Origin of the sequence: Pseudomonas sp. WAC2, assembly GCF_030403525.1 — a bacterium.
Taxonomy (GTDB): Bacteria; Pseudomonadota; Gammaproteobacteria; order Pseudomonadales; family Pseudomonadaceae; genus Chryseomonas; species Chryseomonas luteola.
In genome coordinates, this window is the sequence record NZ_JAUEPD010000002.1 from 1 (window position 1) to 20,400 (window position 20,400).

The 20,400-nt window shown below is 53.5% G+C and carries 26 protein-coding genes; 18 read left to right on the forward strand and 8 right to left on the reverse strand.

What is annotated here, in order from left to right; all coding sequences use genetic code 11:
• The first annotated feature begins 142 nt into the window (after positions 1-142).
• From birA to QWJ10_RS04035, 9 genes are all read left to right on the forward strand, one after another.
• Entirely contained in the window at positions 143-1,099 is a 957-nt protein-coding gene (birA, locus tag QWJ10_RS03995; RefSeq protein ID WP_289924544.1) for a bifunctional biotin--[acetyl-CoA-carboxylase] ligase/biotin operon repressor BirA, read from the forward strand.
• On the forward strand, positions 1,089-1,838 hold the full coding sequence (locus QWJ10_RS04000) for a type III pantothenate kinase (protein ID WP_289924545.1): 750 nt from the start codon (positions 1,089-1,091) through the stop codon (positions 1,836-1,838). The genes birA and QWJ10_RS04000 overlap by 11 nt, the downstream gene beginning before the upstream one ends.
• Before the next feature lie 253 nt (positions 1,839-2,091).
• Complete coding sequence (locus tag QWJ10_RS04005) at positions 2,092-2,499, forward strand: DUF3301 domain-containing protein (RefSeq protein ID WP_010795495.1); 408 nt, start codon at positions 2,092-2,094, stop codon at positions 2,497-2,499.
• A gap of 367 nt (positions 2,500-2,866) precedes the next feature.
• On the forward strand, positions 2,867-3,175 hold the full coding sequence (locus QWJ10_RS04010) for a hypothetical protein (RefSeq protein ID WP_125887813.1): 309 nt from the start codon (positions 2,867-2,869) through the stop codon (positions 3,173-3,175).
• 98 nt (positions 3,176-3,273) lie between these two features.
• Complete coding sequence (locus QWJ10_RS04015; RefSeq protein WP_074825128.1) at positions 3,274-4,068, forward strand: SDR family oxidoreductase; 795 nt, start codon at positions 3,274-3,276, stop codon at positions 4,066-4,068.
• The gene (locus QWJ10_RS04020; protein WP_162997600.1) at positions 4,034-4,567 is read left to right on the forward strand and encodes a hypothetical protein; all 534 of its coding nucleotides are present in this window, start codon (positions 4,034-4,036) and stop codon (positions 4,565-4,567) included. Before QWJ10_RS04015 ends, QWJ10_RS04020 begins: the two co-directional genes overlap by 35 nt.
• Before the next feature lie 219 nt (positions 4,568-4,786).
• Positions 4,787-5,683, forward strand: a complete 897-nt coding sequence (locus QWJ10_RS04025; protein ID WP_289924546.1) for a MurR/RpiR family transcriptional regulator — start codon at positions 4,787-4,789, stop codon at positions 5,681-5,683.
• A 77-nt stretch (positions 5,684-5,760) separates the two neighbouring features.
• Positions 5,761-5,916, forward strand: coding sequence for a hypothetical protein (locus QWJ10_RS04030; RefSeq protein ID WP_019364271.1), 156 nt, complete (start codon positions 5,761-5,763; stop codon positions 5,914-5,916).
• Between the two features lie 5 nt (positions 5,917-5,921).
• Entirely contained in the window at positions 5,922-6,347 is a 426-nt protein-coding gene (locus QWJ10_RS04035; protein ID WP_289924547.1) for a DUF1810 domain-containing protein, read from the forward strand.
• Between the two features lie 14 nt (positions 6,348-6,361).
• Here the strand turns inward: QWJ10_RS04035 and QWJ10_RS04040 are convergent, their stop codons facing one another.
• From QWJ10_RS04040 to yidD, 8 genes are all read right to left on the reverse strand, one after another.
• Positions 6,362-6,715 (reverse strand): hypothetical protein, encoded by a 354-nt coding sequence (locus tag QWJ10_RS04040; RefSeq protein WP_289924548.1) that lies wholly within the window; start codon positions 6,713-6,715, stop codon positions 6,362-6,364.
• A 141-nt stretch (positions 6,716-6,856) separates the two neighbouring features.
• The gene (locus QWJ10_RS04045) at positions 6,857-7,999 is read right to left on the reverse strand and encodes a hypothetical protein (protein WP_122041829.1); all 1,143 of its coding nucleotides are present in this window, start codon (positions 7,997-7,999) and stop codon (positions 6,857-6,859) included.
• An 83-nt stretch (positions 8,000-8,082) separates the two neighbouring features.
• On the reverse strand, positions 8,083-8,586 hold the full coding sequence (locus QWJ10_RS04050; RefSeq protein WP_026003746.1) for a hypothetical protein: 504 nt from the start codon (positions 8,584-8,586) through the stop codon (positions 8,083-8,085).
• Between the two features lie 232 nt (positions 8,587-8,818).
• Entirely contained in the window at positions 8,819-9,316 is a 498-nt protein-coding gene (locus QWJ10_RS04055) for a hypothetical protein (RefSeq protein ID WP_019364277.1), read from the reverse strand.
• A gap of 161 nt (positions 9,317-9,477) precedes the next feature.
• A complete protein-coding gene (locus tag QWJ10_RS04060; RefSeq protein WP_289924549.1) occupies positions 9,478-9,606 on the reverse strand; it encodes a hypothetical protein in 129 nt (42 codons plus the stop codon).
• Positions 9,607-9,661: 55 nt separating this feature from the next.
• Positions 9,662-9,799, reverse strand: a complete 138-nt coding sequence (locus QWJ10_RS04065) for a hypothetical protein (protein ID WP_019364279.1) — start codon at positions 9,797-9,799, stop codon at positions 9,662-9,664.
• Positions 9,800-10,041: 242 nt separating this feature from the next.
• Positions 10,042-10,539: a hypothetical protein gene (locus QWJ10_RS04070; protein ID WP_289924550.1), complete on the reverse strand. Its 498-nt coding sequence runs from the start codon at positions 10,537-10,539 to the stop codon at positions 10,042-10,044.
• 120 nt (positions 10,540-10,659) lie between these two features.
• Positions 10,660-10,914, reverse strand: a complete 255-nt coding sequence (gene yidD / locus QWJ10_RS04075) for a membrane protein insertion efficiency factor YidD (protein ID WP_122041835.1) — start codon at positions 10,912-10,914, stop codon at positions 10,660-10,662.
• Positions 10,915-11,040: 126 nt separating this feature from the next.
• On the opposite strand from yidD, the gene pcaQ reads away from it, so the two are divergent.
• From pcaQ to QWJ10_RS04120, 9 genes are all read left to right on the forward strand, one after another.
• Positions 11,041-11,976: a pca operon transcription factor PcaQ gene (gene pcaQ, locus QWJ10_RS04080; RefSeq protein WP_125887805.1), complete on the forward strand. Its 936-nt coding sequence runs from the start codon at positions 11,041-11,043 to the stop codon at positions 11,974-11,976.
• A 107-nt stretch (positions 11,977-12,083) separates the two neighbouring features.
• Positions 12,084-12,806 (forward strand): protocatechuate 3,4-dioxygenase subunit beta, encoded by a 723-nt coding sequence (pcaH, locus tag QWJ10_RS04085; RefSeq protein WP_289924551.1) that lies wholly within the window; start codon positions 12,084-12,086, stop codon positions 12,804-12,806.
• 10 nt (positions 12,807-12,816) lie between these two features.
• The gene (pcaG, locus tag QWJ10_RS04090; RefSeq protein WP_019364283.1) at positions 12,817-13,419 is read left to right on the forward strand and encodes a protocatechuate 3,4-dioxygenase subunit alpha; all 603 of its coding nucleotides are present in this window, start codon (positions 12,817-12,819) and stop codon (positions 13,417-13,419) included.
• A complete protein-coding gene (zapE, locus tag QWJ10_RS04095) occupies positions 13,419-14,477 on the forward strand; it encodes a cell division protein ZapE (RefSeq protein ID WP_019364284.1) in 1,059 nt (352 codons plus the stop codon). The genes pcaG and zapE overlap by 1 nt, the downstream gene beginning before the upstream one ends.
• Positions 14,478-14,798: 321 nt before the next feature.
• Entirely contained in the window at positions 14,799-16,508 is a 1,710-nt protein-coding gene (locus QWJ10_RS04100) for a subtype B tannase (RefSeq protein WP_289924552.1), read from the forward strand.
• 256 nt (positions 16,509-16,764) lie between these two features.
• Complete coding sequence (locus QWJ10_RS04105) at positions 16,765-17,697, forward strand: 4-hydroxyproline epimerase (protein ID WP_289924553.1); 933 nt, start codon at positions 16,765-16,767, stop codon at positions 17,695-17,697.
• A gap of 5 nt (positions 17,698-17,702) precedes the next feature.
• Positions 17,703-18,839, forward strand: coding sequence for an FAD-dependent oxidoreductase (locus QWJ10_RS04110; protein ID WP_289925038.1), 1,137 nt, complete (start codon positions 17,703-17,705; stop codon positions 18,837-18,839).
• Positions 18,836-19,072, forward strand: a complete 237-nt coding sequence (locus tag QWJ10_RS04115) for a 2Fe-2S iron-sulfur cluster-binding protein (RefSeq protein ID WP_019364288.1) — start codon at positions 18,836-18,838, stop codon at positions 19,070-19,072. The genes QWJ10_RS04110 and QWJ10_RS04115 overlap by 4 nt, the downstream gene beginning before the upstream one ends.
• Complete coding sequence (locus QWJ10_RS04120; RefSeq protein WP_289924554.1) at positions 19,069-20,334, forward strand: FAD/NAD(P)-binding oxidoreductase; 1,266 nt, start codon at positions 19,069-19,071, stop codon at positions 20,332-20,334. Before QWJ10_RS04115 ends, QWJ10_RS04120 begins: the two co-directional genes overlap by 4 nt.
• The last annotated feature ends 66 nt before the right edge of the window (positions 20,335-20,400 follow it).

The following is a 20,400-nucleotide window of genomic DNA, read 5'->3' on the forward strand; positions in this document are numbered from 1 at the left end:
TTTCCGAACTCAGAAGTGAAACGATGCATCGCCGATGGTAGTGTGGGGTTTCCCCATGTGAGAGTAGGTCATCGTCAAGCACCTATACCCAAAACCCCCAGGCCTAACCGCCCGGGGGTTTTGCTTTGTGTGGATAAAAAATATGGCTGTTTCCCTACTACTTGAATGCCTTGCTGATGGTCAGTTTCATTCCGGAGAAGAGTTGGGGGCGCTTCTAGGTGTTAGCCGTAGTGCCGTCTGGAAGCAGCTGCAAGGAATAGAGCAACGTACAGGTTTATCTTTTTTTAAAGTACCTGGAAAAGGGTACCGTCTCGCTGAACCTCTCAATCTGCTGGCAAATAGCCGGATAGACTTTGATGAGTGGCCAATAGAAATCCTGGATACGATTGACTCTACGAATGCTGAGGCGCTGCGGCGTGTCATGGGGCAGCGTGGCCACGCGCCTTTCGTGCTGTTGGCTGAGCACCAGACCTCTGGCAGAGGGCGTCGGGGAAGGGCCTGGGTTAGTCCATACGCAAAAAATCTCTACCTGACAGCAGCTGTTACCATTCATGGTGGTATCAAGCAGCTTGAAGGGTTGAGTCTGGTAGTGGGGCTTGCGGTTGCTTCAGCACTAAAAAAGCTCAGCTTAGTTGATGCTGGTTTAAAGTGGCCTAACGACATTCTCCTGTTTGGACGCAAGCTATCTGGCATTCTTATCGAGTTGTCAGGTGATCCTGCTGATAGCTGTACGGCAATTATCGGCATTGGCTTGAATGTGAATATGAGAAATGCAGACAATATCGATCAACCATGGATTTCCTTATACGAGGCGCTCGGTAGGCCCATTGATAGAAACCAGTTGGCTTCTAATGTGTTGCATGAGTTAAGTGATTATTTGAAACTGCATCAATCACATGGCTTTGCTGCATTGAAGGATTCATGGGAAGCCAATCATTTGTGGCAGGGACGAGAGGTGATTCTTTCTGCCGGTGCCAATCAAATCGAAGGTAAGGTGCTGGGTGTTGGATTGGATGGATCACTTAGATTAAATGTTAATGGCTACGAAAAGTCTTTTAATGGCGGTGAGCTCAGTTTGAGATTGCGTAATGATTCTTGAGCTTGACTGCGGCAACAGCCTGATCAAATGGCGCGTTCTATCTAAAATTGATGGCGTTGTTGCCAGTGGTATTGCTCATTCTGATGATGAGTTGCTTGTAACGCTTGAATCTCATGAAAGCCTCTCCCTCAGCCATGGTCGGCTTGTCAGCGTTCGTAGCGATCTGGAAACTACAGGCTTAATTGAACGACTAGACAGCACGTTTGGTTTTTCATGTCAGCAGGCAAAACCCGTAGCATCGTTTCTTGGTGTAAAGAACGGATATTCAGACTATGAACGCCTGGGGATGGATCGTTGGCTTGCCCTTTTAGGCGGCTTTAAGCTGGCGGGTAACAAAGCATGTGTCGTGATTGATCTGGGAACCGCCGTTACTTCAGACTTTGTTGATCAGACTGGACAGCATGCGGGTGGCTTCATCTGTCCGGGGATTCCACTCATGCGTCGAGAATTGCAGACGCATACTCGTCGAATTCGCTATAACCCAGAACTTGAGGCCACCAACGGGCATCCTCTGCCTGGAAGAAATACGATGCATGCTGTTGAGGGCGGATGCGTGTATATGCTCCGCGGATTTGTGAGGATGCAATATGATTTAGCCCTTGAGCTGCTAGGGGCTGATTTTGCTGTCTTTCTTACAGGGGGAGACGCTGAGCTGGTAAAAGACGTCATTCCCACTTCTCGTGTTGTGCCTGATCTGGTCTTTGACGGTTTGGCCTTGGCTTGCCCTGTGGACTCATAAATATGCGATGGCTTTTCGTTTTCCTGTTGGCATTGAATGTGTTCTATTACGTGTGGAACCAACAGCAGGCGCCTTTGCGCGCAAAGGAAATTACTCCGCTAAGCTTGTACAAGAGCGAGCGTGACAACATACGTTTGCTACATGAGCCTGAGGCACCCTCAATGGGCGTTGGGGCTAAGCAATAAGCTAGCAGGGGCTGAATGGCTTTCTTGGTATTGAAGCGCTTGGGACGGCTTGGTTTAGGTGATTATTCATGCTGACCTTAGGTAACATTTTTGGATTTCTTCTGGTGGCCTCAGCTTGCGCTTGGCTATGGCATTCCCATGGTTTGCGTGAACGTGCGCTCGCTTTGGCCAAAGAGCATTGTCGCAAGCGTGATGTAGAGCTGTTGGATGAGAATGTAGCGTTCCGCCGGTTTTCTTTTATGCGCGATGCTAAAGGCTTCAAGCGGTTTGCTCGCGTTTATGATTTTGAATTTACCGCTACTGGCGAGCAGCGTCTGGCAGGTAAGGTAGTGCTGTTTGGTTACCGCTTAGGGCTTATTGAATTTGCCCCTTATGCGGTACCTGAGGCGCCAATGCTCAATGACCCGCGTGTGGTTGATATGGCTTCATGGCGACGTGCCCGTGAAGAAAAAGAGGATCGCCGCCGAGCCGACTGATCCATTGTAATTGCATCATGTTACCAATGATCCTTCTCCTACCGTAATAGCCGCTGTTGAGCCTCTTGGGTCGCTTAGGCCTTGTAGCCAACGTAACATCGCCAGGCTGGAAACGGTTCTGCAAACAGCACTTCAGCAAACGCCTCATCATTCTTTATCGGCTTCTTTTAGCATCATTGCTGTAGAAACCTTTAGCACCTCTAATCTGCTAGCCCGCGCATAAGCCTGGTAAGACTCATGAGCTAGCAGTGTGGTGACATCCATCCGAAGTGTTTGAATCTGTTTTTTGTGTTATGCGACCATTTATAGCTGCCGAACATCAGGACAATTTTATCCTGCGTTCAATTGGGCTGGACGATTCGGCTTTGTGCTGGAGCAAACAACCACATCTATTTCTGACTTGGAGATCGCACCGTTGAGCAGCAATGTCGTCTCGATCAAACCTGACAGCCTAGAAGATCAAGAGCAGCTAGAGGCCCAGCTGAGTTTCTTACAAAAGGCCTCTTTGAGATTGATGCATCGCAACGGTACAAAGGCGACCCTATTGGTTCTAGAGCGCTGGAAGACCAGTGACGATGAGATTCAGGTCGTGTTTACTCCCGGTGTCGTTGAAGCCTTAGGATCGTTGGAGGGTCGTGAGTTGCTCAAGGCAGCCATGAACGCTGCAACAGCCTGAGCGGCGCCAGGGACCTTTGCGCTGGATTTTTCGTCAGACTCGAATAATGGACTAGCCGTTGTGCTCATTGGCTCTTTTAACGTGTCTGGAGATTTTTCATGCAGATCGATCTTTCTGGTAAAACGGCAATCGTAACCGGCTCTACTCGTGGTATTGGTTTCGCTATTGCGAAAGGATTGGCTCAGGCAGGAGCGACTGTAGTTATAAACGGTCGATCGGCTCCATCAGTAGATAAGGCGGTTAGTCTCCTGCAGCAGTACGTACCGGATGCGACATTACGTGGAGTGGTTGCGGATGTCGGGAGCGTTGACGGATGTGCTGTATTGAAAGCTGCTGAGCCTGAGGTTGATATTCTAGTCAACAACACGGGTATATACGGGCCTAGAGACTTTTTTGAAACGGGCGATGATATTTGGACGGAGTTTTTCGAGGTCAACGTGATGTCTGGCGTTCGGCTCTCTCGGGAATATTTGCCTGGCATGGTCTCGAGGCAATGGGGGCGCGTAATCTTTATTTCTTCTGAATCAGCGCTCAATATTCCGGCCGACATGATTCATTACGGCTTTACCAAAACAGCCAACCTGTCCGTGGCGCGTGGATTGGCCAAACGGATGGCTGGTACAGGCGTGACAGTTAATTCCATTCTGCCAGGTCCAACGCTTTCTGAAGGCGTAGCGGAGATGCTCAAGGAGGCGAGCGAGCGTACTGGTCAGACTCTAGAGGAGGTGGCCGCTGATTTTGTAAGGGAAAACCGACCTAGCTCCATTCTCCAGCGTGCAGCAACTACAGAGGAAGTCGCTAATCTGGTTGTCTACACAGCTTCTCCTCTGGCTTCAGCGACAACGGGTGCCGCGTTGCGTGTTGATGGTGGTGTTGTCGACACTATCGCCTGATATGTCATTGTTAAACTGGCTAGGGGTGTGGCTTCTTGGCAGTATTGTCTTAGCGACCGTCAGTGAGGCTGCGCCTTTGTCTCTTGGATTGGACAAGGCGCAGCTCGAACGGAGAATTCCTGCCTATTTAGCGGTGCTGCCTAGCTGCAAAGCCCTGATGCTGGGAGCGCCACACCCAATGAAGGATGAGGCCGGGTGGGTATATTCCGCTCGGGGCGCGTCCAGCTTTGACATGTCAGTAGAGACTACAGGCGAGCAGCTTACGCGTATCACTGTAAAAGCAGCAGCGCCTGTTTCTGATGCAGTGCTGCGCGATATGCGGTGCATAACTTATGCGCTGATGCGTGCGGTGGAACCTAAGTATTCAGTTTCGCATTTGGCTTTATCGTCTTCAAAACAGCTTTGGAGACTTGCGCAAAGCGAGCCTTATAGTCAGCTGTATTTTTTTACAGCATTTGAAGTACGGCTGGCCCCTGTTCAGCTGGTTGTACAGCGATAATCTAGTCCAGAACAAGTCAATAAATTATTTTTCTAAAAAATTTTGTTTAGAAAAATAATCCTATGTTCTAAGCTGATATTCCGGCGAATGACAACGAAGCGAGCCGCCTTTAAATTCCTTTCTTTTGCAAATATTCCTGAAGAATGAAAGCATTTTCGACTACGTTGGCGTCTGGTTTCGCTAAGTGCTTGCTGTAACGATTCATCTAAAGGATTCGAAATGCTTAATACTGATTCTTCAAGCTCTTCCCTTGTAGCGCCTACTAGTGTGGAAACTCTGCAGCAGATGATTACGGCTGAGTACGAGTCTCTGCCTCGTCAGCTCAAGCGTGTAGCGGCCTACATGAGCCAGCAAAGTGATCGTGTCATGGTTGATCGTATTAGCGATATTGCCCGCCAATGCGAAGTACACCCTTCGGCAATCGTACGGTTCTCTCAGCGTTTCGGCTTCAAAGGCTTCAGTGAAATGCAATCCCTATTTCGTGAGGCTTATACGCATAAGGCAACACCTGTCCAGAACTATCAGCAGCGTATCCGGCGAATGATCGCCAACAAGTCTCAACCGGCTGCCGGAAGCGATTTGGCACGTGAATGCATAAGTGCCACACGTTCAGGACTGGATAGATTGGGAGATGAGCTGGACGATCAGGCGTTCGAGAAAGCGGTCGACCTGCTGGTCAATGCGGAGAACATTTATGTAGTGGGGGTTCGTCGTTCATTTGCGGTAGCGCACTACCTTGTTTATAACCTGCAACACACCAACAAGCGTATTCATCTTGTGTCTGGCCTTGGCGGTAGCTATCGAGAACAGATGCGTAGCGTACGAGCCAACGACCTCATCGTAGCCATTAGCTTTACGCCTTATGGCAAGGAAAGCCAGCAGTGCGTACGTATCGCTCAGCATAATCAAGCTAAGACGCTCATCATTACAGACAGCCAGTTGTCACCCCTGGCCAAGCGAGCCAGCGCATTGTTGCTGGTCAACGAGGGCAGTGCATTCGCTTTTCGTTCCCTGAGCGCAACGCTATGCCTTTGCCAGGCACTGTTCATTGCTCTGGCCTACCGCCTGGAAATGAAAGTGGATGAAATGCATGAGCAGGTGGGTTTCGATGACTGAATTTGCTCTTCAACTGTTGGGCACTACTGGCTGAGGATATTGCCTAAGCAGTACGTACTGAATCAATGAGGTGCATCATGGCCGACGAACATGCGAAGCGCAGCACGGCGGAAACGCCCGAGGAAGCCAGCAAGGTAGGTGAGGTGAACAAGTCCCAGAATGAGAAGGGAGGAGAGCAGCGCCGTACCAAATTCAACGAGCCAGAGGATCCACAGTCGCAGCGCTCACGGTAATCCACATGTCAGATCGTCATGATTTGCAACGCTTCGTGAGCGCTCAAGAGACTGTTTGGCAACAAGTGATTGCAGAACTCCGCTCAGGTCATAAACGTACCCACTGGATGTGGTTCGTATTTCCGCAGTTGCAAGGACTTGGGCATAGCGCCATGGCGAGGCGGTATGCCATATCCGGGCTGGATGAAGCTACTGCCTACCTTGAGCATGAGCTTCTAGGGAGTCGGCTGAAAACGTGTTGTGAGATTGTGAATAGCCTGGAAGGGGCGTCGGTAGCGCAGATTTTTGGTCATCCTGACGATTTGAAATTTCATTCATCAATGACGTTATTCGCACACGTTGCAGGGGAGCAGAGCCCTTATCAGGCGGCGTTGATCAAGTATTTCAATGGCCAGGAGGACGCTCAAACGTTGCGGTTGCTGAAGCAATAATACTCGCTACGTGCTTAGGCGCGGGTGTCTTTGTTTTCTTGCAGAGAGTCGCCTAGTTGCTTATGGACTTCAGGTTGCTCAATTCCATCGACCCACCATTTCAAATGAGCACTGACCATTGTCTGAGGGGCGAAGCCCAGTTTGTTACGTACAGGGCAGGCTCCGTCTTCGCTTGCCTTGACCTCACCAGCTTGGCGGGATCGGTTATTGCCGGCTTTGCCACTGGCCTGAACAATCATCTCAAACCGTACGGCTTGCCCGCTGCCTTTGAAACAGAGCTCTATGGAGGCTTGCTGTGGTGAAATTGCACTCAGGTTCAGATTGGCCTCTACAGGTGGAGTCGAGGCGGCAAGTAACATGGCAGTCATAGGCAGGGCGAAGAGTCCAGGCATGTCAGTCTACGTTACGATCATATGAACAGGCTGGAGATCAGAGTAGCGCATCTTTGACCTCCTTGTGCAGACGCCCTCTAAATGAGGGCGTCCAAGGTACTGCTCAGATGCAAGCGCTTACTGCTGGGTAATGACAGCGCTGTTACCAGTACCCGTCTGCGAGATGGTTGCAGAGTTGCCGATGGCAAACTCACCACGCTGCGTAATAGCAGCTTGGTTAGCTACCCCGGACTGGTAGACAACGGCATTGGCGGCCAGCTGCGATTCCAGCTGTTGAACGGTAGCGATGTTGTCGCTGCCATCCTGAGTAACGCTGGTGTAGTTGCTGTCGCCGCTCTGGCTTACATCAGCCGAATTGTTGGTGCCTGAAGTGGCGCCAGTCAAGTTGTTGCCACGACCAATCTGGGAAACGCTCAGCGTGTTGGCTGTGCCGTTCTGATCAAAATACAATTCGTTGAACTTACCATCCTGGAAGCTGGTAATAGCGTTGTTATCGCCGCGCTGGGAGATAGTGGCGAAGTCTGGACCACTGTACCCATCCTGGACCATGGCCACGGTATTGGCAGTGCCGTCCTGAGTAACGGTAGCTGTTTGTCCGTCGCCCGTCTGGGTCAGGGTAATGGCGTTGTTATCGCCTGTCTGGGCCAGTGTTGCAGAAGCCGTCATACCGCTTTGCGTTACTTCAACCTGGTTGCCATTGCCGGTCGCGGTAGCGCTCAGCTGATGGGCATAGCCATCCTGGTTTACGATGTGGGAGTTGTCGTTGCCATTCTGGTCGATGGTAGCCACGCTGCTGTTGGACATGCCGTAAGCAACCCCACCACCCTGGGTGACTTCAGCCACGTTGTTGTTACCCAGCTGGACAACCTGGGCTTGGTTGCCGTTGCCGGTCAACTGATAAACCGTAGACGAGTTGGTGTCGCCAGTTTGTGTTACGGCTACCTGGCTGCTCTCCTGAGCCTCCTGATAGATGCTCGAGTAATTGTCGCTACCTTCCTGTGCAGTGTTGGCAACGTTATTTGATCCGTCCTGGTACTGATAGGAAGTGCTATTCAGGGCAGCGCTCTGGGTCAGGGTTGCAGCATTACCATTACCGATCTGCTCCTGAATGCTCTTGCTGTTTTGAGTGCCGTTGATTTGTTCGGTCGTAATGGAGTTGTTGTCTCCATCCTGAGTAGTTTCAGCAGAGTTCATCTCAGCAAAGGCGTGTGAGCTGAGAGCGATCAGGATGGCGGCAGCAAGAGGCTTGAAGCTGTGCATGATTATTCCCTTCGTAGTAATCACAATAACGAGAAATGAAAATGTCGACGTTCTAATGCGTGATGTTTAAACATCCGTTGTTATCAGTACTGACGTACCACTGCGGTTTGGTTATTACCGTATTGCGTAATACTGGCCTGTTGACCGGTACCGTTCTGCTCAATGGAAGCGCTGTTATAAGCGCCGTACTGGTTGATCAGTGCGACGTTTGCCGAGCCGATCTGGGTAATGGAAGCCGTGTTGCCATAACCAGCCTGGGTAATAACTGCGGAGAGGTCAGCCCCTTGCTGAAGGATAAAGGCCTGCTGATCGTTACCAAGTTGTGAGATGAGCGCCTGTGAGTTAAGGCCTTGTTGGCTTAAGGTGGCCTGGTTGTTGTTACCGTTCTGCTGGATTTGAGCAACCAATCCGCCAGCCGATGCTGTAGCTGCCAGTGCGCGCGGGTCAGGCGTACCGGCAAGGTCTGAAGTCGTCGTGGCGATATCGAAATTATCAAGCAGATCAGCCGCCTGGAGCGGCGGTACAACGAGGCTCATGCCAGAAAAGGCGAGCGCAAGTCCTGAGCACAATCTTTGCAGCGAATTCATGGCTAATCCCTGTATAGCGCTGTGCGGATTGTTGGCCGTACAGGCGAAACTGGGTATCAACCAAAAGATTGAAAAGATGGGGCATTTAAGCCATAGAGGGATTAATCCATGGCTGCCGGAGGAGGCGGATCTAGAGCTGGCCAGGCCCGATGAACGGTACACCTAGCCAACCTCTACCATCAAGAGGCGTTAACTGATCTGGCTTTTGCTAAGCATTGATGGCTCCTTGGGCTCAGTATTGGCGAATGACAGCATTCTGATTGTTTCCGTATTGGATAATGCTGGCTTGCTGACCAGTACCATTCTGTTCGATGGCAGCATTGTTACCGTTGCCGTACTGACTGATAACAGCAGCATTTGCTGACCCGGTCTGGGAGATCAGTGCGCTATTGGCTTCTCCTACCTGCTTGATGACGGCAGCCAGGTCTGAGCCTTGCTGCAGAATATAAGCCTGCTGGTCATTACCCTGTTGAGTAATGGTTGCCAGGGAGTTAAGCCCTTGCTGACTCAAGGTGGCCTGGTTGCTGTTGCCATTCTGCTGGACCTGAGCGACGAGACCATTGACCGAGGCGGCAGCCAATGCACGTACCTCGGGTGTGCCAGCCAAATCTGTCGATGAGGAGGCAATATCGAAGTTATCGAGCAGGTCAGCAGCCTGTAAAGACAGTGGCGCTGCAAGGCAGCTTACTACCAGGGCCGTTTGAGAAAGCAGTCGTTGCAACATGGTCATGGCTAACTCCTGTTTAGCACTTACAAGTTTTGCTGACGGGTTCCCGCTTCGCTATCAATCTAAAGATTGAAACTTTAATCAAAGCGAAATAAAAAAGACTTAATTCTCTGGTATGGCCAACAGCAGGCGCTGCTTTACAGAGCGGCGCAACTCCTGTCCATTCAGGGTGATCGCTGGCTGGTGCCATTGCCTTCCTGACGATAGTCCAAATCGTTAAAATTGCCACTCTGAGTCAGCATGGCCTGATTGTTTATTCTCTGCTCCTCTACCGTGGCAGTGTTGATCGACACAGCACGATTGGCTGCTCCAGGGAAAGCGTGTTGCCATTGCCCGTAATCGATGCGGTTACGATAGGGCTTTCCCATTCTCGGGGAGGAAAGCGTTGTTGCCTGCCTGGTTGAGGCTTGCATTATTAATGACGGCTAGGGCAGGCAGGCCAAGCTTGGACAAAGCAGCCGCAACGCTAGGTTTCACCATAAACATGACGTGCTCCTTGTAGTTATCGGGAAGGTAAAAGCCATACAGCTCTAACAGGCAGACAGCCGAACGCTACAGAGCATTGCCTGTAAGCGAGCTGTAGAAGTGAGCTAGGGCGGGATGCGGTTTTATTCTAACCTTTGTCAAACAAGTCTCTGCCGGCTGGGAATCGGGAGAGAGCACAGGAATAGATTGGACCTTGCACATGACATCGTCCTTTGACTTCATGAACAAGCGGCATTGAGCCGCTAGCGCTGTTGAACAGTGATGCTCTGGTTGTTTCCGAACTGGATAATACTGCCCTGTAAACCGGTGCCGTTCTGGTCGATCAGCGCTTCGTTATAGGCGCCATACAGATGGATAGCGGCTTGATTAGCCGAGCCTCGCTGAATGATAGAAGCGTTATGGCCCTGGCCGCTTTGCAGAATGACAGCGGTCAGCTCTGTACCACTTTGCAGCATGGCTGCCTGATGATTTCTACCGAGTTGTTGGATAAGTGCCTGACTGCCTAATCCGGTTTGGGTGAGAAAGGCCTGGCTGTCGCTGCCCTGCTGGATAACGGTGGCCGCTATGCGGTCGGCAGTCGATTGACCAAGGGAACCCTGGGCCTGCCGGGCGGCTACATCCGAGACCGTAGAAAGATCGAAGTTATTGAGCAGGTCCGCCGCGTTGGGCGTCTCGATGGAAAAGCCGAGACATGAAACCAGCAACGCAAACCTCAAACTGATCCGCTGCAGTACGTTCATGGCTATTTCCTCAATAGCGCTTCGTACTACGTTATCGCGCAGGGCGGGCCACTTGGGTATCGCTCTAAAGGGTGAAATTGCTCGCCTTTTAAATAGGAGAGGAACTAGGCTGATCTCGTATTAGTGGCAGCGGTTCGAGTGTTTATCCTGGGTTTTGCAATGACAGGGAGGAACAGGGTCGATACCGCCCGGATGAAACGGGTGGCAGCGCAACAAACGGCGAATGGTCAGCCAGCTGCCACGCAAAGCGCCATGGGTCTGTAGGGCCTCAATGGCGTAATGCGAGCAGGAGGGATAGAAACGGCAGCGTGGGCCAATCATAGGGCTGATGAAGAGCTGGTAACCTTGTAGCAGAACGATCAACACTTTCTTCATGAGCTGAGGGGCTTATCTGGCAGCAGGGCGTGGGACGGTCATTTTACCGGGTATGGCAGTTGGGTCGAGTGACTTGCCGACGGGTTGAGGTTAACAATGGCAGTCTGCTCCTGACGCTGGCGCGATATGAACATCGATACCCGTATTAAATTTCGACATCTCCTGTGCTTTATTGAAGTGGCTCAGCACCGCAGTTTCGCCAAGGCGGCCCATGCCGTGTCGGTTTCTCAGCCTGCCATTTCCAAGACCCTTAAGGAGCTTGAGGGCATTCTTGAGGCGCGCCTGTTCGAGCGGGACAAGAATGGCGTAGTGCTGACGCAAGCCGGTCAGGCCTTCATGCGTTATGCAGGCCCCTGCGTCCAGGCATTGCGAGACGGGGTCAATACGGTACGCAGCGGCGGGATGCAGGGTGGCCAGGTACGGGTCGGTGTACTTTCGACAGTGGAAAGTCTGGTTATACCGGAGGTCATCAGGCGACTCCACGAACGCCACAGCGGGCTCACCATCAGTGTTACGACAGGCATGAGTACCTATCTACTCAATAAACTGAGAGTAGGTGAACTGGATATTGTGGTGGGGCGCATGACGGACAACCCTGAAATCCGCGGCCTGAACTTCGAGCACCTGTATAGCGAGTCGATGACGTTGGTGGTTCGAAACGGTCATCCGTTGCAAACAGCGACTGGAATTGACCGGCAACGACTGGCGGACTATCCCTGGGTTCTTCCGTTGACGGGCACCACAATTCGTCAGTACGCCGAAAGCTTTCTGGTGCAGTGTGGGATCAGCCTGATGTCGCAGCGGCTGGAGACGCTTTCGCCAGCGCTGAGCCGGCGCTATGTACTGTTAAGTGATGCCGTCTGGATTGCGCCTCTGGATGCCGTGGAGACCGACATCAAGGCTGGTGTGCTGGCTGAGCTGTCTCTAGGCGTTCAGGAGCCGGGTGGCTCGATTGGCTTGTGCCGCAATAATACGGCAACGCTTCCGCTGGCGGCGCAATGGTTCTGTGAGGTTCTACGGGAAGTCGCCAGCGAGCTGGTTGCCGAGCGATCAGCTTCATAACCATTTGGTTATGAATGATTGCCGTCATTTCAATTGGCTGGCCTGCGGCATTGCGCCACACTCCGGGCAACCCTTTTGATGGGTAAGGCTCTTAGTGGAGTAAAGCCATGAATAATAATTCCAATGACACTCGCTTTGTCGCCCGTGACCGTAACTGGCATTCCCATGCCTATACGCCTGGTTATAAGTCGTCTGTACCCCGTTCACCCCGACAGGCCTTGGTCAGCATTCAGCAAACGGTTTCTGAACGTACCGGTCCGGATTTTTCTCATCTTCAGTTGGGCAAGCACGATAACGATCTGCTGCTGAACTTCAATAATGGGGGCTTGCCGCAGGGCGAGCGAATCATTCTGTTTGGACGAGTAGTCGATCAGTTTGGTAAGCCCGTACCGAAGACGTATGTAGAGATCTGGCAGGCTAACGCTGGTGGACGGTATCGCCATAAGAACGACGTCTACCTGGCGCCGCTCGATCCCAACTTTGGCGGTGTAGGACGTACCCTGACCGACAATGATGGCAACTATGTATTCCGTACCATCAAGCCGGGGCCTTATCCGTGGCGTAATGGGGTGAATGATTGGCGGCCTGCCCATATCCATGTTTCGGTTATGGGACCTTCGATTTCCACTCGATTGATTACGCAGCTGTATTTCGAAGGTGATCCGCTGATACCGATCTGCCCGATCGTGAAGTCGATTGCAAACCCGGAGGCCGTGCAGACACTTATTGCACGCCTGGACATGACCATGGCTAACCCGATGGACTGCTTGGCTTACCGTTTTGACATTGTGACGCGTGGCGCACGTCAAACCCATTTCGAGAACCTGTGAGGAGGCGATCATGACTACGACATTTCTGCCAGAGACGCCTTCACAAACCGCAGGCCCTTACGTTCACATCGGTCTTGCGCTGGCCGCAGCTGGTAATCCGACGCGTGACATGGAAATCTGGAATGATCTTGCCAAGCCGGATGCGCCAGGCCAGCACATCATGCTGACGGGGCAAGTGTTTGACGGCAACGGCAATCTGGTGCGAGACTCCTTTCTAGAGGTCTGGCAAGCCAATCACGACGGTGTCTACGATCCGGTTTATCATCCGGAAAAGGCATTTAACAGCTTTGGCCGTACGGCTACTACCTTTGATGCCGGTGAGTGGTCGGTGCAAACGATAAAGCCGGGTAAGGTGATGGACAGCCAGGGCAGGCCCATGGCGCCGCATATCAATCTGGCGCTGTTTGCCCGTGGCATCAATATCCATCTGCAGACCCGTATCTACTTTGAGGACGAAGCGGAAGCCAATGCGATTTGTCCAGTGCTCAACCTTGTCGAGCCACCTCGCAGGCCGACTCTGATCGCCAAGCGCTTTGAAGAAAACGGCAAAGTGATTTACCGTTTCGACATGCATCTGCAAGGTCCGCAGGAAACTGTCTTTTTCGATTTCTGATGGCTACATCTGAACCGCTCAACGTGGGCGAGTTAATTCGGCAACATTTCGCTGCCGAACTGGCCGCCCGTCACTATCAGGCCGATGCCGCCCAAGAGGCGGCATTGGTGCATCTGGCTGACTGGCTTGATCGCTTTCTGGCCGATCGTAAATCCTGGTTTAAAAAGCCGTCTGCGGGCGTCTATATCTGGGGCGATGTAGGGCGAGGCAAGAGCTTTGTCATGGACGCCTTCTATACGGCCGTCCCCATTACGGAAAAGCGTCGCGTGCATTTTCATTCCTTTCTGCAGGAGTTGCAGCGGCGGATGCGTGACTATGCCGGCCAAGCCGATCCTCTGGCACAGGTAGCCCGGGAAATCGCTCGGGAAGTACGTCTGCTGTGCTTTGATGAATTTCATGTGCATGACATTGGCGATGCCATGCTGTTGGGTCGTATGCTCAAGGTGCTGGTAGATGAGGGTGTCGGGCTGGTGATGACATCCAATTACAAGCCGGAGGGCCTGTGCCCAAACCCGCTGTATCGAGAGCGCTTCAAGCCGATCATTGCATTGATCGAAAAGCGCTTCGATGTGCTTGCCATCAACGGCGAGGTCGATTATCGGCAGCGCAGCGACGAGCAGACCCTATGGGGGTATTACCTCTGGCCAGCGTCGGCGGGCGGTGTGAAGCGTTTGCAAACACTGCTGGACCTGTCTGCTGCCGCTACGACGGACGCTACCCTAGACGTCAATCATCATCCCCTTTCGGTGCGCGCGTATGAGGGGAAGCGGATCTGGTTGGACTTTGCCGACCTCTGTGAGCAGCCTCATTCGACCTTAGATTACCTCTGGATTGTCGAGCACTTTTCGCACGTTGGCATCAGCGGGCTTGATTGCCTGGCGCGCCAGTCTGATGCCGTTCGACAGCGTTTTTTAAACCTGGTGGATATCGCTTACGACCGGGGCGTGACTCTGATCCTATCCAGCGAAGTGCCTATGGATGAGCTGGCCGGGGATGCCACTGTGGATTTTGCCCGGACGCTGAGCCGGTTGAGGCAGCTTGGAGTAGAGCGGCTTTGAATCAGGACTCAACAGAAGGATAGGCCAATAGGTTTCATGTTATGAAGCGGTGAGGCAGCACCAAGCCCTTTACCCTTGGAACAGTGTTTTACTGCAGATGCCGATAAGGAAAAGGCATATCTCAACAATCCGAATGTACTCCTGTCTCGCAATTCCCATGCTTGGATTACAGCGTATGGGATGGCTTCTACTGTAGCCGGGATCATGGAGCACTATGCCTGCAAAGCCTTTGACATAGTTGCCCCACGATTCAACTGTATAGCTACAGCCAGTAAGACCTCATTGTGGGAAAACAATAATAAACCTCGTTAGGAGAGCACTATGCGGAGTACCTTTTTGAAGCGTCGCGCTGGCACATTGGCCTTGTGCGGCATGCTTGGTGTAATGGCGGCTATGTCTGCCCATGCAAGTAGTCATCAGGCTTCGCTTCGCTTCAATCCTGCCAGTGGCGGAACAGTGGGGCAGGTCACTGTGTATGGGCAGACCGTCACCTACACTGCCTATACGGTGAGCTATGTTGCCAAGCCCAATGATCCTGCCAAACAGGTCATGAGCATTTATATCCCTGCGAATGCTACGCAAGGCTCCCCCATCTTCATGCCGCTTAATACAGGTGGCTACATGGAGCTCGATCTCCTGACACCCGCGGATGTCACTATTGATAATGTCAACTCTTCAGGTAGTGGTTCAGGCTCAGCTATTGCCGCCGCCTTGGCCTTGTCCAAAGGCATTGTCGTAGTGTCTCCGGCTGGCCGGGGCCGTAATACCACCATGCTTGTCAATGGCGTGACCACAGAGGTCGGTAATGGCCCGGCTGCACTTGTGGATCTGAAGGCAGCGGTGCGATATCTGAAATACAACGATTCGGTCATGTTAGGTAATGCCAACAAGATCGTAGTAAGCGGCACCAGTGGCGGTGGGGCAATGACCTCGCTGCTGGGCACTACTGGAGACAGTGCTGTTTTCAAGCCGTACCTAGATGAAATCGGTGCTGCACCCAGCAGTGATAGCGTGTATGCCGCTTCGCCGTTCTGCCCGATCACAGACTTGGATAATGCCAATGCGGCCTATGAGTACTTTTTTTATGGCTCTGGCATTACTACGGCTAATCCTGGCCGTACGGCACCAATCACGCTCAGTAACAATGATCAGCGCCTTTCTGCGGTCATGGCGCAGATGTATCCAACTTATCTCAACCGGTTAGGACTGAAGCATCCTGATACGGGTGTACCGCTCAAGCTGAACAGCTACAGCCCTGATGCGGTAGCGGGCGGTTCCTATCGAAACTACGTGTACAGTCTTTTCAGTGCATCTGCGACGCGTTTTATTATTGACTCCGGTTATGTGAGCGCAGATGGCAGCCTGAATGAGGCTGGTCAGACCTATATGGCAACTGCCGAGACGGTAAACGGTGTCAAATCGGGCCTGACACCCGATAGCGTCATTACGTGGAATGCAAATACCCGCACGGCAACCCTGAAGAGTTGGAAAAACCTTCTCGTCTACATGAACCGTATGAAGCCGGTCGGTGCGTTCGATAACGGGTTCTACAACGTGACGGGTGAGATGGATCTGTTCAATACCGATCCTGCCGCGTTGAAGAATGATATTACCGTTGCCGAGGGTTGGAATCATTTTGACCCGAACCTTAAGGACGCGATTGCGAAGGCCGGCTTGAGCGAAGTTGAGGGCTATACCAGCATCAAGAACTTCCGCGTACGCAGTGACGTTGCCCGTTGGGCCGCCATGATGAACCCGATGTACTACGTACTGAGGTACAACGGGCATGGTGGTATTGATGTGAATCCTTATGCTGCCACTGTGTACGGAACAAGCTCGGTGGCCAAGCACTGGCGTATTCGGGTGGGCTCTTATGATCGCGATTCTTCACCCTTCGTCTCGGCCAACCTGGCAATCGCCCTGCAGAATCGAGGATTGAACGTAGATTACAAAATTGCCTGGAGCCAACCTCACTCTGGCAACTATGACAATACCGATATGATTGACTGGATTGCTGGCCTTTCCAATTAGATCCGCTTTCTGAAGCGCTCAGCCTACGTGAGTATGTTTGACGTTTACCTTGCAAAGGCCTAGCTCTCTTGTTTGCAGTAACTGCTCCGTCTTTATGGCGGAGCAGTTCATTAATACGGTTAGACAAGACAGGCGTGCCGCTCCTGTATATCACTCAGTTAATTGTGCTGATTTCGTCCTCCCGCCGAGCGAAAAATACCAAGCCGATTTTGCGTTGACACGCCACGCTGTAAGCCTCTTTTGCGGAGGTGGCGCCATGAGACGTATCCAGGTTATCGACTCCCATACGGGCGGTGAGCCGACTCGTTTGGTCATCGAGGGATTTCCCGATATGGGGAAAGGCCCCATGGCGGAGCGGTTGAAACTGTTGCGGCATGAGTACGATGACTGGCGGGCTACTTGCGTGCTTGAACCCCGTGGGAGCGATGTGTTGGTGGGTGCGCTCCTGTGCGAGCCGGTAGATCCTGAGGCCTGCGCCGGCGTTATTTTTTTCAACAACTCCGGCTATCTGGGGATGTGTGGGCACGGCACGATTGGGCTGGTGCGATCGCTTTATCATCTCGGTCGGATTGACGTAGGGCGGCACCGGATCGAGACCCCTGTAGGGACAGTAGAGGCAACGCTGCATGAGGACCTTTCCGTCAGCGTGCGGAATGTACCTGCGTACCGCTATCGCAAGGATGTTCCGTTGGAGGTGCCCGGCCTGGGCATAGTGAGGGGTGACATTGCCTGGGGTGGCAACTGGTTTTATCTGATTGCCGATCATGGCCTGCAGGTGAACAGCGACAACCTTGACGCGCTGACCGAGTACAGCTGGGCAGTACGGCAGGCGCTTGAGGCGCAAGGCGTACGCGGCGAAAACGGCGGTGTGATCGATCACATCGAGCTGTTTGGAGGCGATGAATGCGCGGACAGCCGCAATTTTGTGCTCTGCCCAGGCAAAGCCTATGACCGCTCGCCCTGCGGGACAGGAACCAGCGCCAAACTTGCCTGCCTTGCTGCGGATAGGCATCTGCAGCCGGGTGAGCTCTGGCGGCAGGCCAGCGTGATCGGCAGCCTTTTCGAGGCCAGTTATGCGTGGGAAGGGGAGCGGATCATTCCCACTATTCGAGGCACTGCCCATATCAGCGCCGAGGCCACGTTGTTGATTGATGAGGCTGATCCCTTCGCCTGGGGAATTCGGCTGTGAGCCTTCTGGCACGCACCGCTGCGGCAGATGTTGTTATCGTGGGAGCCGGTATCGTAGGGGCTATGTGTGCCTATGAATTGGCTGCCCGAGGCTTGTGCGTTCGGGTCATCGACAATCGAAGCGGTGGTGCTACCGGCGCGGGGATGGGCCACTTGGTTGCCATGGATGACAGTCCTGCCGAGCTTGCGCTCAGTCATTATTCCATAGAGCTCTGGAATGCGTTGCGTGAGCGCTTGCCTGAAGCATGCGCCTATCGTAACTGCGGGACACTGTGGCTGGCGGCGAACGATAATGAGTGCGCGTTAGCAGAGGCAAAGCAAGCCAGGCTGGCTGAGCATGGCGTTCAGTCGGGTTGGGTCACTGCCTCTTCGCTACGGCAATTAGAGCCGATGCTGCGCTCTGATCTGGCAGGTGCGCTGAAGGTGGGTGACGACGGGATCCTCTACGCTCCGGCAACCGCGCGCTGGCTGCTCGGCCAGCACGGCAATCGAATCACCGTTCAGGAGGAGGAGGTCATCCGGGTCGAGGGTAATCGGTTATGTCTGAGCGATGGTCTCTGGATGACGGCACCCGCTATTCTGCTTGCCAATGGCCTGGGTGCCTGCCGGTTACTCCCGGAGGTGCCGTTAAGGCCGAAGAAAGGCCATTTACTGATTACAGACCGATACCCCGCCTGTGTCACCCATCAACTGGTGGAGCTTGGGTATGCTGCCAGCGCTCACGCCAGTGATGGAACCTCCGTCGCGTTCAATGTGCAGCCAAGGCCTACAGCACAGTTGCTGATCGGCTCATCCCGACAATTCGATACCCTGGATAAGCGCGTCGAATTCGATGTGCTAGGTCGTATGCTCACGCGTGCACAGCATTACTTACCCGCCTTGGGCGAGTTGAATGCCATTCGCAGCTGGACAGGTTTTCGTGTTGCAACACCGGATGGTTTGCCTTTGCTCGGACAGTATCCTGGTCAACCGGGCCTATGGCTGGCGCTGGGCCATGAAGGGCTGGGCGTTACCACCGCACCAGCCAGTGCACGGATGATCGCTGCTCAGTTACTAGGTGAGGCGATTCCTCTCGATTCCACTCCGTTCCGGCCTGAGCGCTTTGTAAATGCGGCTTCCACCACCCAGGAGGCAACGGCATGATCACGGTGTATCTCGACCGGCAACCTATAGTCGTTACGGGCGGACTGACAGTTGCCGCCTTGCTGGCATTGAGCGAATCACCGGTGGCACGGCTGTCCTGTACAGGTCAGCCACGTGCACCGTTTTGTGGAATGGGTATTTGCCAGGAATGTCGGGTAACGATTGACGGTCGCCGGCAGCTGGCCTGCCAGACGCTGTGCCGTGAGGGCATGCAGGTAGAGCGTACGGTATGACGGGGCTGAACAGGCTGTCTTGTGATATCGCTATCGTAGGCGCTGGGCCGGCAGGTCTGGCAGCAGCCAGGGCTGCATCCGCCAGCCAGCGCTCCATTGTGGTCATCGATGATAACCCCCGGCTAGGCGGCCAGATATGGCGCGACGGGCCAGGAGTGGTACTGCCCATATTGGCGCAGGATTATCGAAAGGTTTTATCTCAGCCTAATGTTCGGTACTTGGCAGGAACGCGCATCGTAGCTGCGTTGGCACCAGGGGCCTTGTTACTGGAGGATGCACAGTCAGGTTGCCGGCTGGACTATGGGCAATTGATCCTGTGCTGTGGCGCACGGGAATTGCTGTTGCCGTTTCCGGGCTGGACATTACCCGGCGTGACGGGCGCCGGAGCGTTGCAGGCCTTGATCAAAGGGGGCGCACCTGTGGCAGGTGAGCGGCTGGTGGTAGCAGGAAGCGGTCCGTTATTGCTGGCTTCTGCCGGAACGGCCAGAGCAGCCGGCGCTGTGCTTACAGGCGTCTATGAACAGGCGGCCCGTCAGCAAGTTATATCGTTCGGTACCGGGTTGCTGCGCTGGCCTAACAAGCTCACCCAGGCATTCAGGTTGCTCTCGACTCACTACCGCTGGGCGAATTATGTCGTTGAGGCCCTGGGGGATAATCGTCTGGAGGCTGTGCGTATTCGCCAGGGTGGCCATGATAAGGTCGTACCCTGTACGCGTCTGGCCTGTGGGTTTGGTCTGGTGCCCAATACTGGACTGGCGAGTCATCTGGGGTGTCAGCTTGAGGGTGATGCTGTAGCGGTCGATCGCTATCAGCAGACGAGCCAGACAGGTCTCTATGCGGCCGGTGAATGTACAGGCGTTGGTGGTAGTGAGTTGGCGTTGATCGAGGGCGAAATCGCCGGTTTGGCGGCTATTGGCAAGGTTGAACAGGCAGAGACTCTGTTCATACGTCGCGAGCGTTGGCAGCGGTTTGCCCGACATGTGCAAGCGCATTTCAGATTGCGACCTGAGGTCAGGCAACTGGCCCGTGCGGATACGCTGATTTGCCGCTGCGAGGATGTCGCCCTGTCTGCTCTGGTGGGAGAGCAAGGATGGGATGCGGCAAAGCTTCAGAGCCGGTGCGGTATGGGAGCCTGCCAGGGACGTGTCTGTGGCACGGCGGCTCGCGAATTGTTTGGCTGGGCCTTGCCGGAGCCCCGTATTCCGTTGGTCCCTGCACGGGTCGAGACGCTTATGGCATGCTCAGAGACGGATATATCCTGAGCGCATTCGCGCCACCACTCATAAGAGGTGCTCATGCTTCAGATGATGTCTCCTATAGCCGAACGC

What these genes read in the sequence shown, in the direction of transcription:
- QWJ10_RS04035 (WP_289924547.1), top strand. Translation starts at nt 5,922, where the DNA reads ATGTCAGATCGTCATGATTTGCAACGCTTCGTGAGCGCTCAAGAGACT.
- yidD (WP_122041835.1), bottom strand. Translation starts at nt 10,914, where the DNA reads ATGAAGAAAGTGTTGATCGTTCTGCTACAAGGTTACCAGCTCTTCATC.
- QWJ10_RS04045 (WP_122041829.1), bottom strand. Translation starts at nt 7,999, where the DNA reads ATGCACAGCTTCAAGCCTCTTGCTGCCGCCATCCTGATCGCTCTCAGC.
- zapE (WP_019364284.1), top strand. Translation starts at nt 13,419, where the DNA reads ATGGCTACATCTGAACCGCTCAACGTGGGCGAGTTAATTCGGCAACAT.
- QWJ10_RS04000 (WP_289924545.1), top strand. Translation starts at nt 1,089, where the DNA reads ATGATTCTTGAGCTTGACTGCGGCAACAGCCTGATCAAATGGCGCGTT.
- QWJ10_RS04055 (WP_019364277.1), bottom strand. Translation starts at nt 9,316, where the DNA reads ATGACCATGTTGCAACGACTGCTTTCTCAAACGGCCCTGGTAGTAAGC.
- QWJ10_RS04015 (WP_074825128.1), top strand. Translation starts at nt 3,274, where the DNA reads ATGCAGATCGATCTTTCTGGTAAAACGGCAATCGTAACCGGCTCTACT.
- QWJ10_RS04115 (WP_019364288.1), top strand. Translation starts at nt 18,836, where the DNA reads ATGATCACGGTGTATCTCGACCGGCAACCTATAGTCGTTACGGGCGGA.
- QWJ10_RS04100 (WP_289924552.1), top strand. Translation starts at nt 14,799, where the DNA reads ATGCGGAGTACCTTTTTGAAGCGTCGCGCTGGCACATTGGCCTTGTGC.
- QWJ10_RS04040 (WP_289924548.1), bottom strand. Translation starts at nt 6,715, where the DNA reads ATGACTGCCATGTTACTTGCCGCCTCGACTCCACCTGTAGAGGCCAAT.
- pcaQ (WP_125887805.1), top strand. Translation starts at nt 11,041, where the DNA reads ATGAACATCGATACCCGTATTAAATTTCGACATCTCCTGTGCTTTATT.
- QWJ10_RS04070 (WP_289924550.1), bottom strand. Translation starts at nt 10,539, where the DNA reads ATGAACGTACTGCAGCGGATCAGTTTGAGGTTTGCGTTGCTGGTTTCA.
- QWJ10_RS04105 (WP_289924553.1), top strand. Translation starts at nt 16,765, where the DNA reads ATGAGACGTATCCAGGTTATCGACTCCCATACGGGCGGTGAGCCGACT.
- QWJ10_RS04005 (WP_010795495.1), top strand. Translation starts at nt 2,092, where the DNA reads ATGCTGACCTTAGGTAACATTTTTGGATTTCTTCTGGTGGCCTCAGCT.
- QWJ10_RS04065 (WP_019364279.1), bottom strand. Translation starts at nt 9,799, where the DNA reads ATGTTTATGGTGAAACCTAGCGTTGCGGCTGCTTTGTCCAAGCTTGGC.
- pcaH (WP_289924551.1), top strand. Translation starts at nt 12,084, where the DNA reads ATGAATAATAATTCCAATGACACTCGCTTTGTCGCCCGTGACCGTAAC.
- QWJ10_RS04120 (WP_289924554.1), top strand. Translation starts at nt 19,069, where the DNA reads ATGACGGGGCTGAACAGGCTGTCTTGTGATATCGCTATCGTAGGCGCT.
- QWJ10_RS04030 (WP_019364271.1), top strand. Translation starts at nt 5,761, where the DNA reads ATGGCCGACGAACATGCGAAGCGCAGCACGGCGGAAACGCCCGAGGAA.
- QWJ10_RS04050 (WP_026003746.1), bottom strand. Translation starts at nt 8,586, where the DNA reads ATGAATTCGCTGCAAAGATTGTGCTCAGGACTTGCGCTCGCCTTTTCT.
- QWJ10_RS04025 (WP_289924546.1), top strand. Translation starts at nt 4,787, where the DNA reads ATGCTTAATACTGATTCTTCAAGCTCTTCCCTTGTAGCGCCTACTAGT.
- birA (WP_289924544.1), top strand. Translation starts at nt 143, where the DNA reads ATGGCTGTTTCCCTACTACTTGAATGCCTTGCTGATGGTCAGTTTCAT.
- pcaG (WP_019364283.1), top strand. Translation starts at nt 12,817, where the DNA reads ATGACTACGACATTTCTGCCAGAGACGCCTTCACAAACCGCAGGCCCT.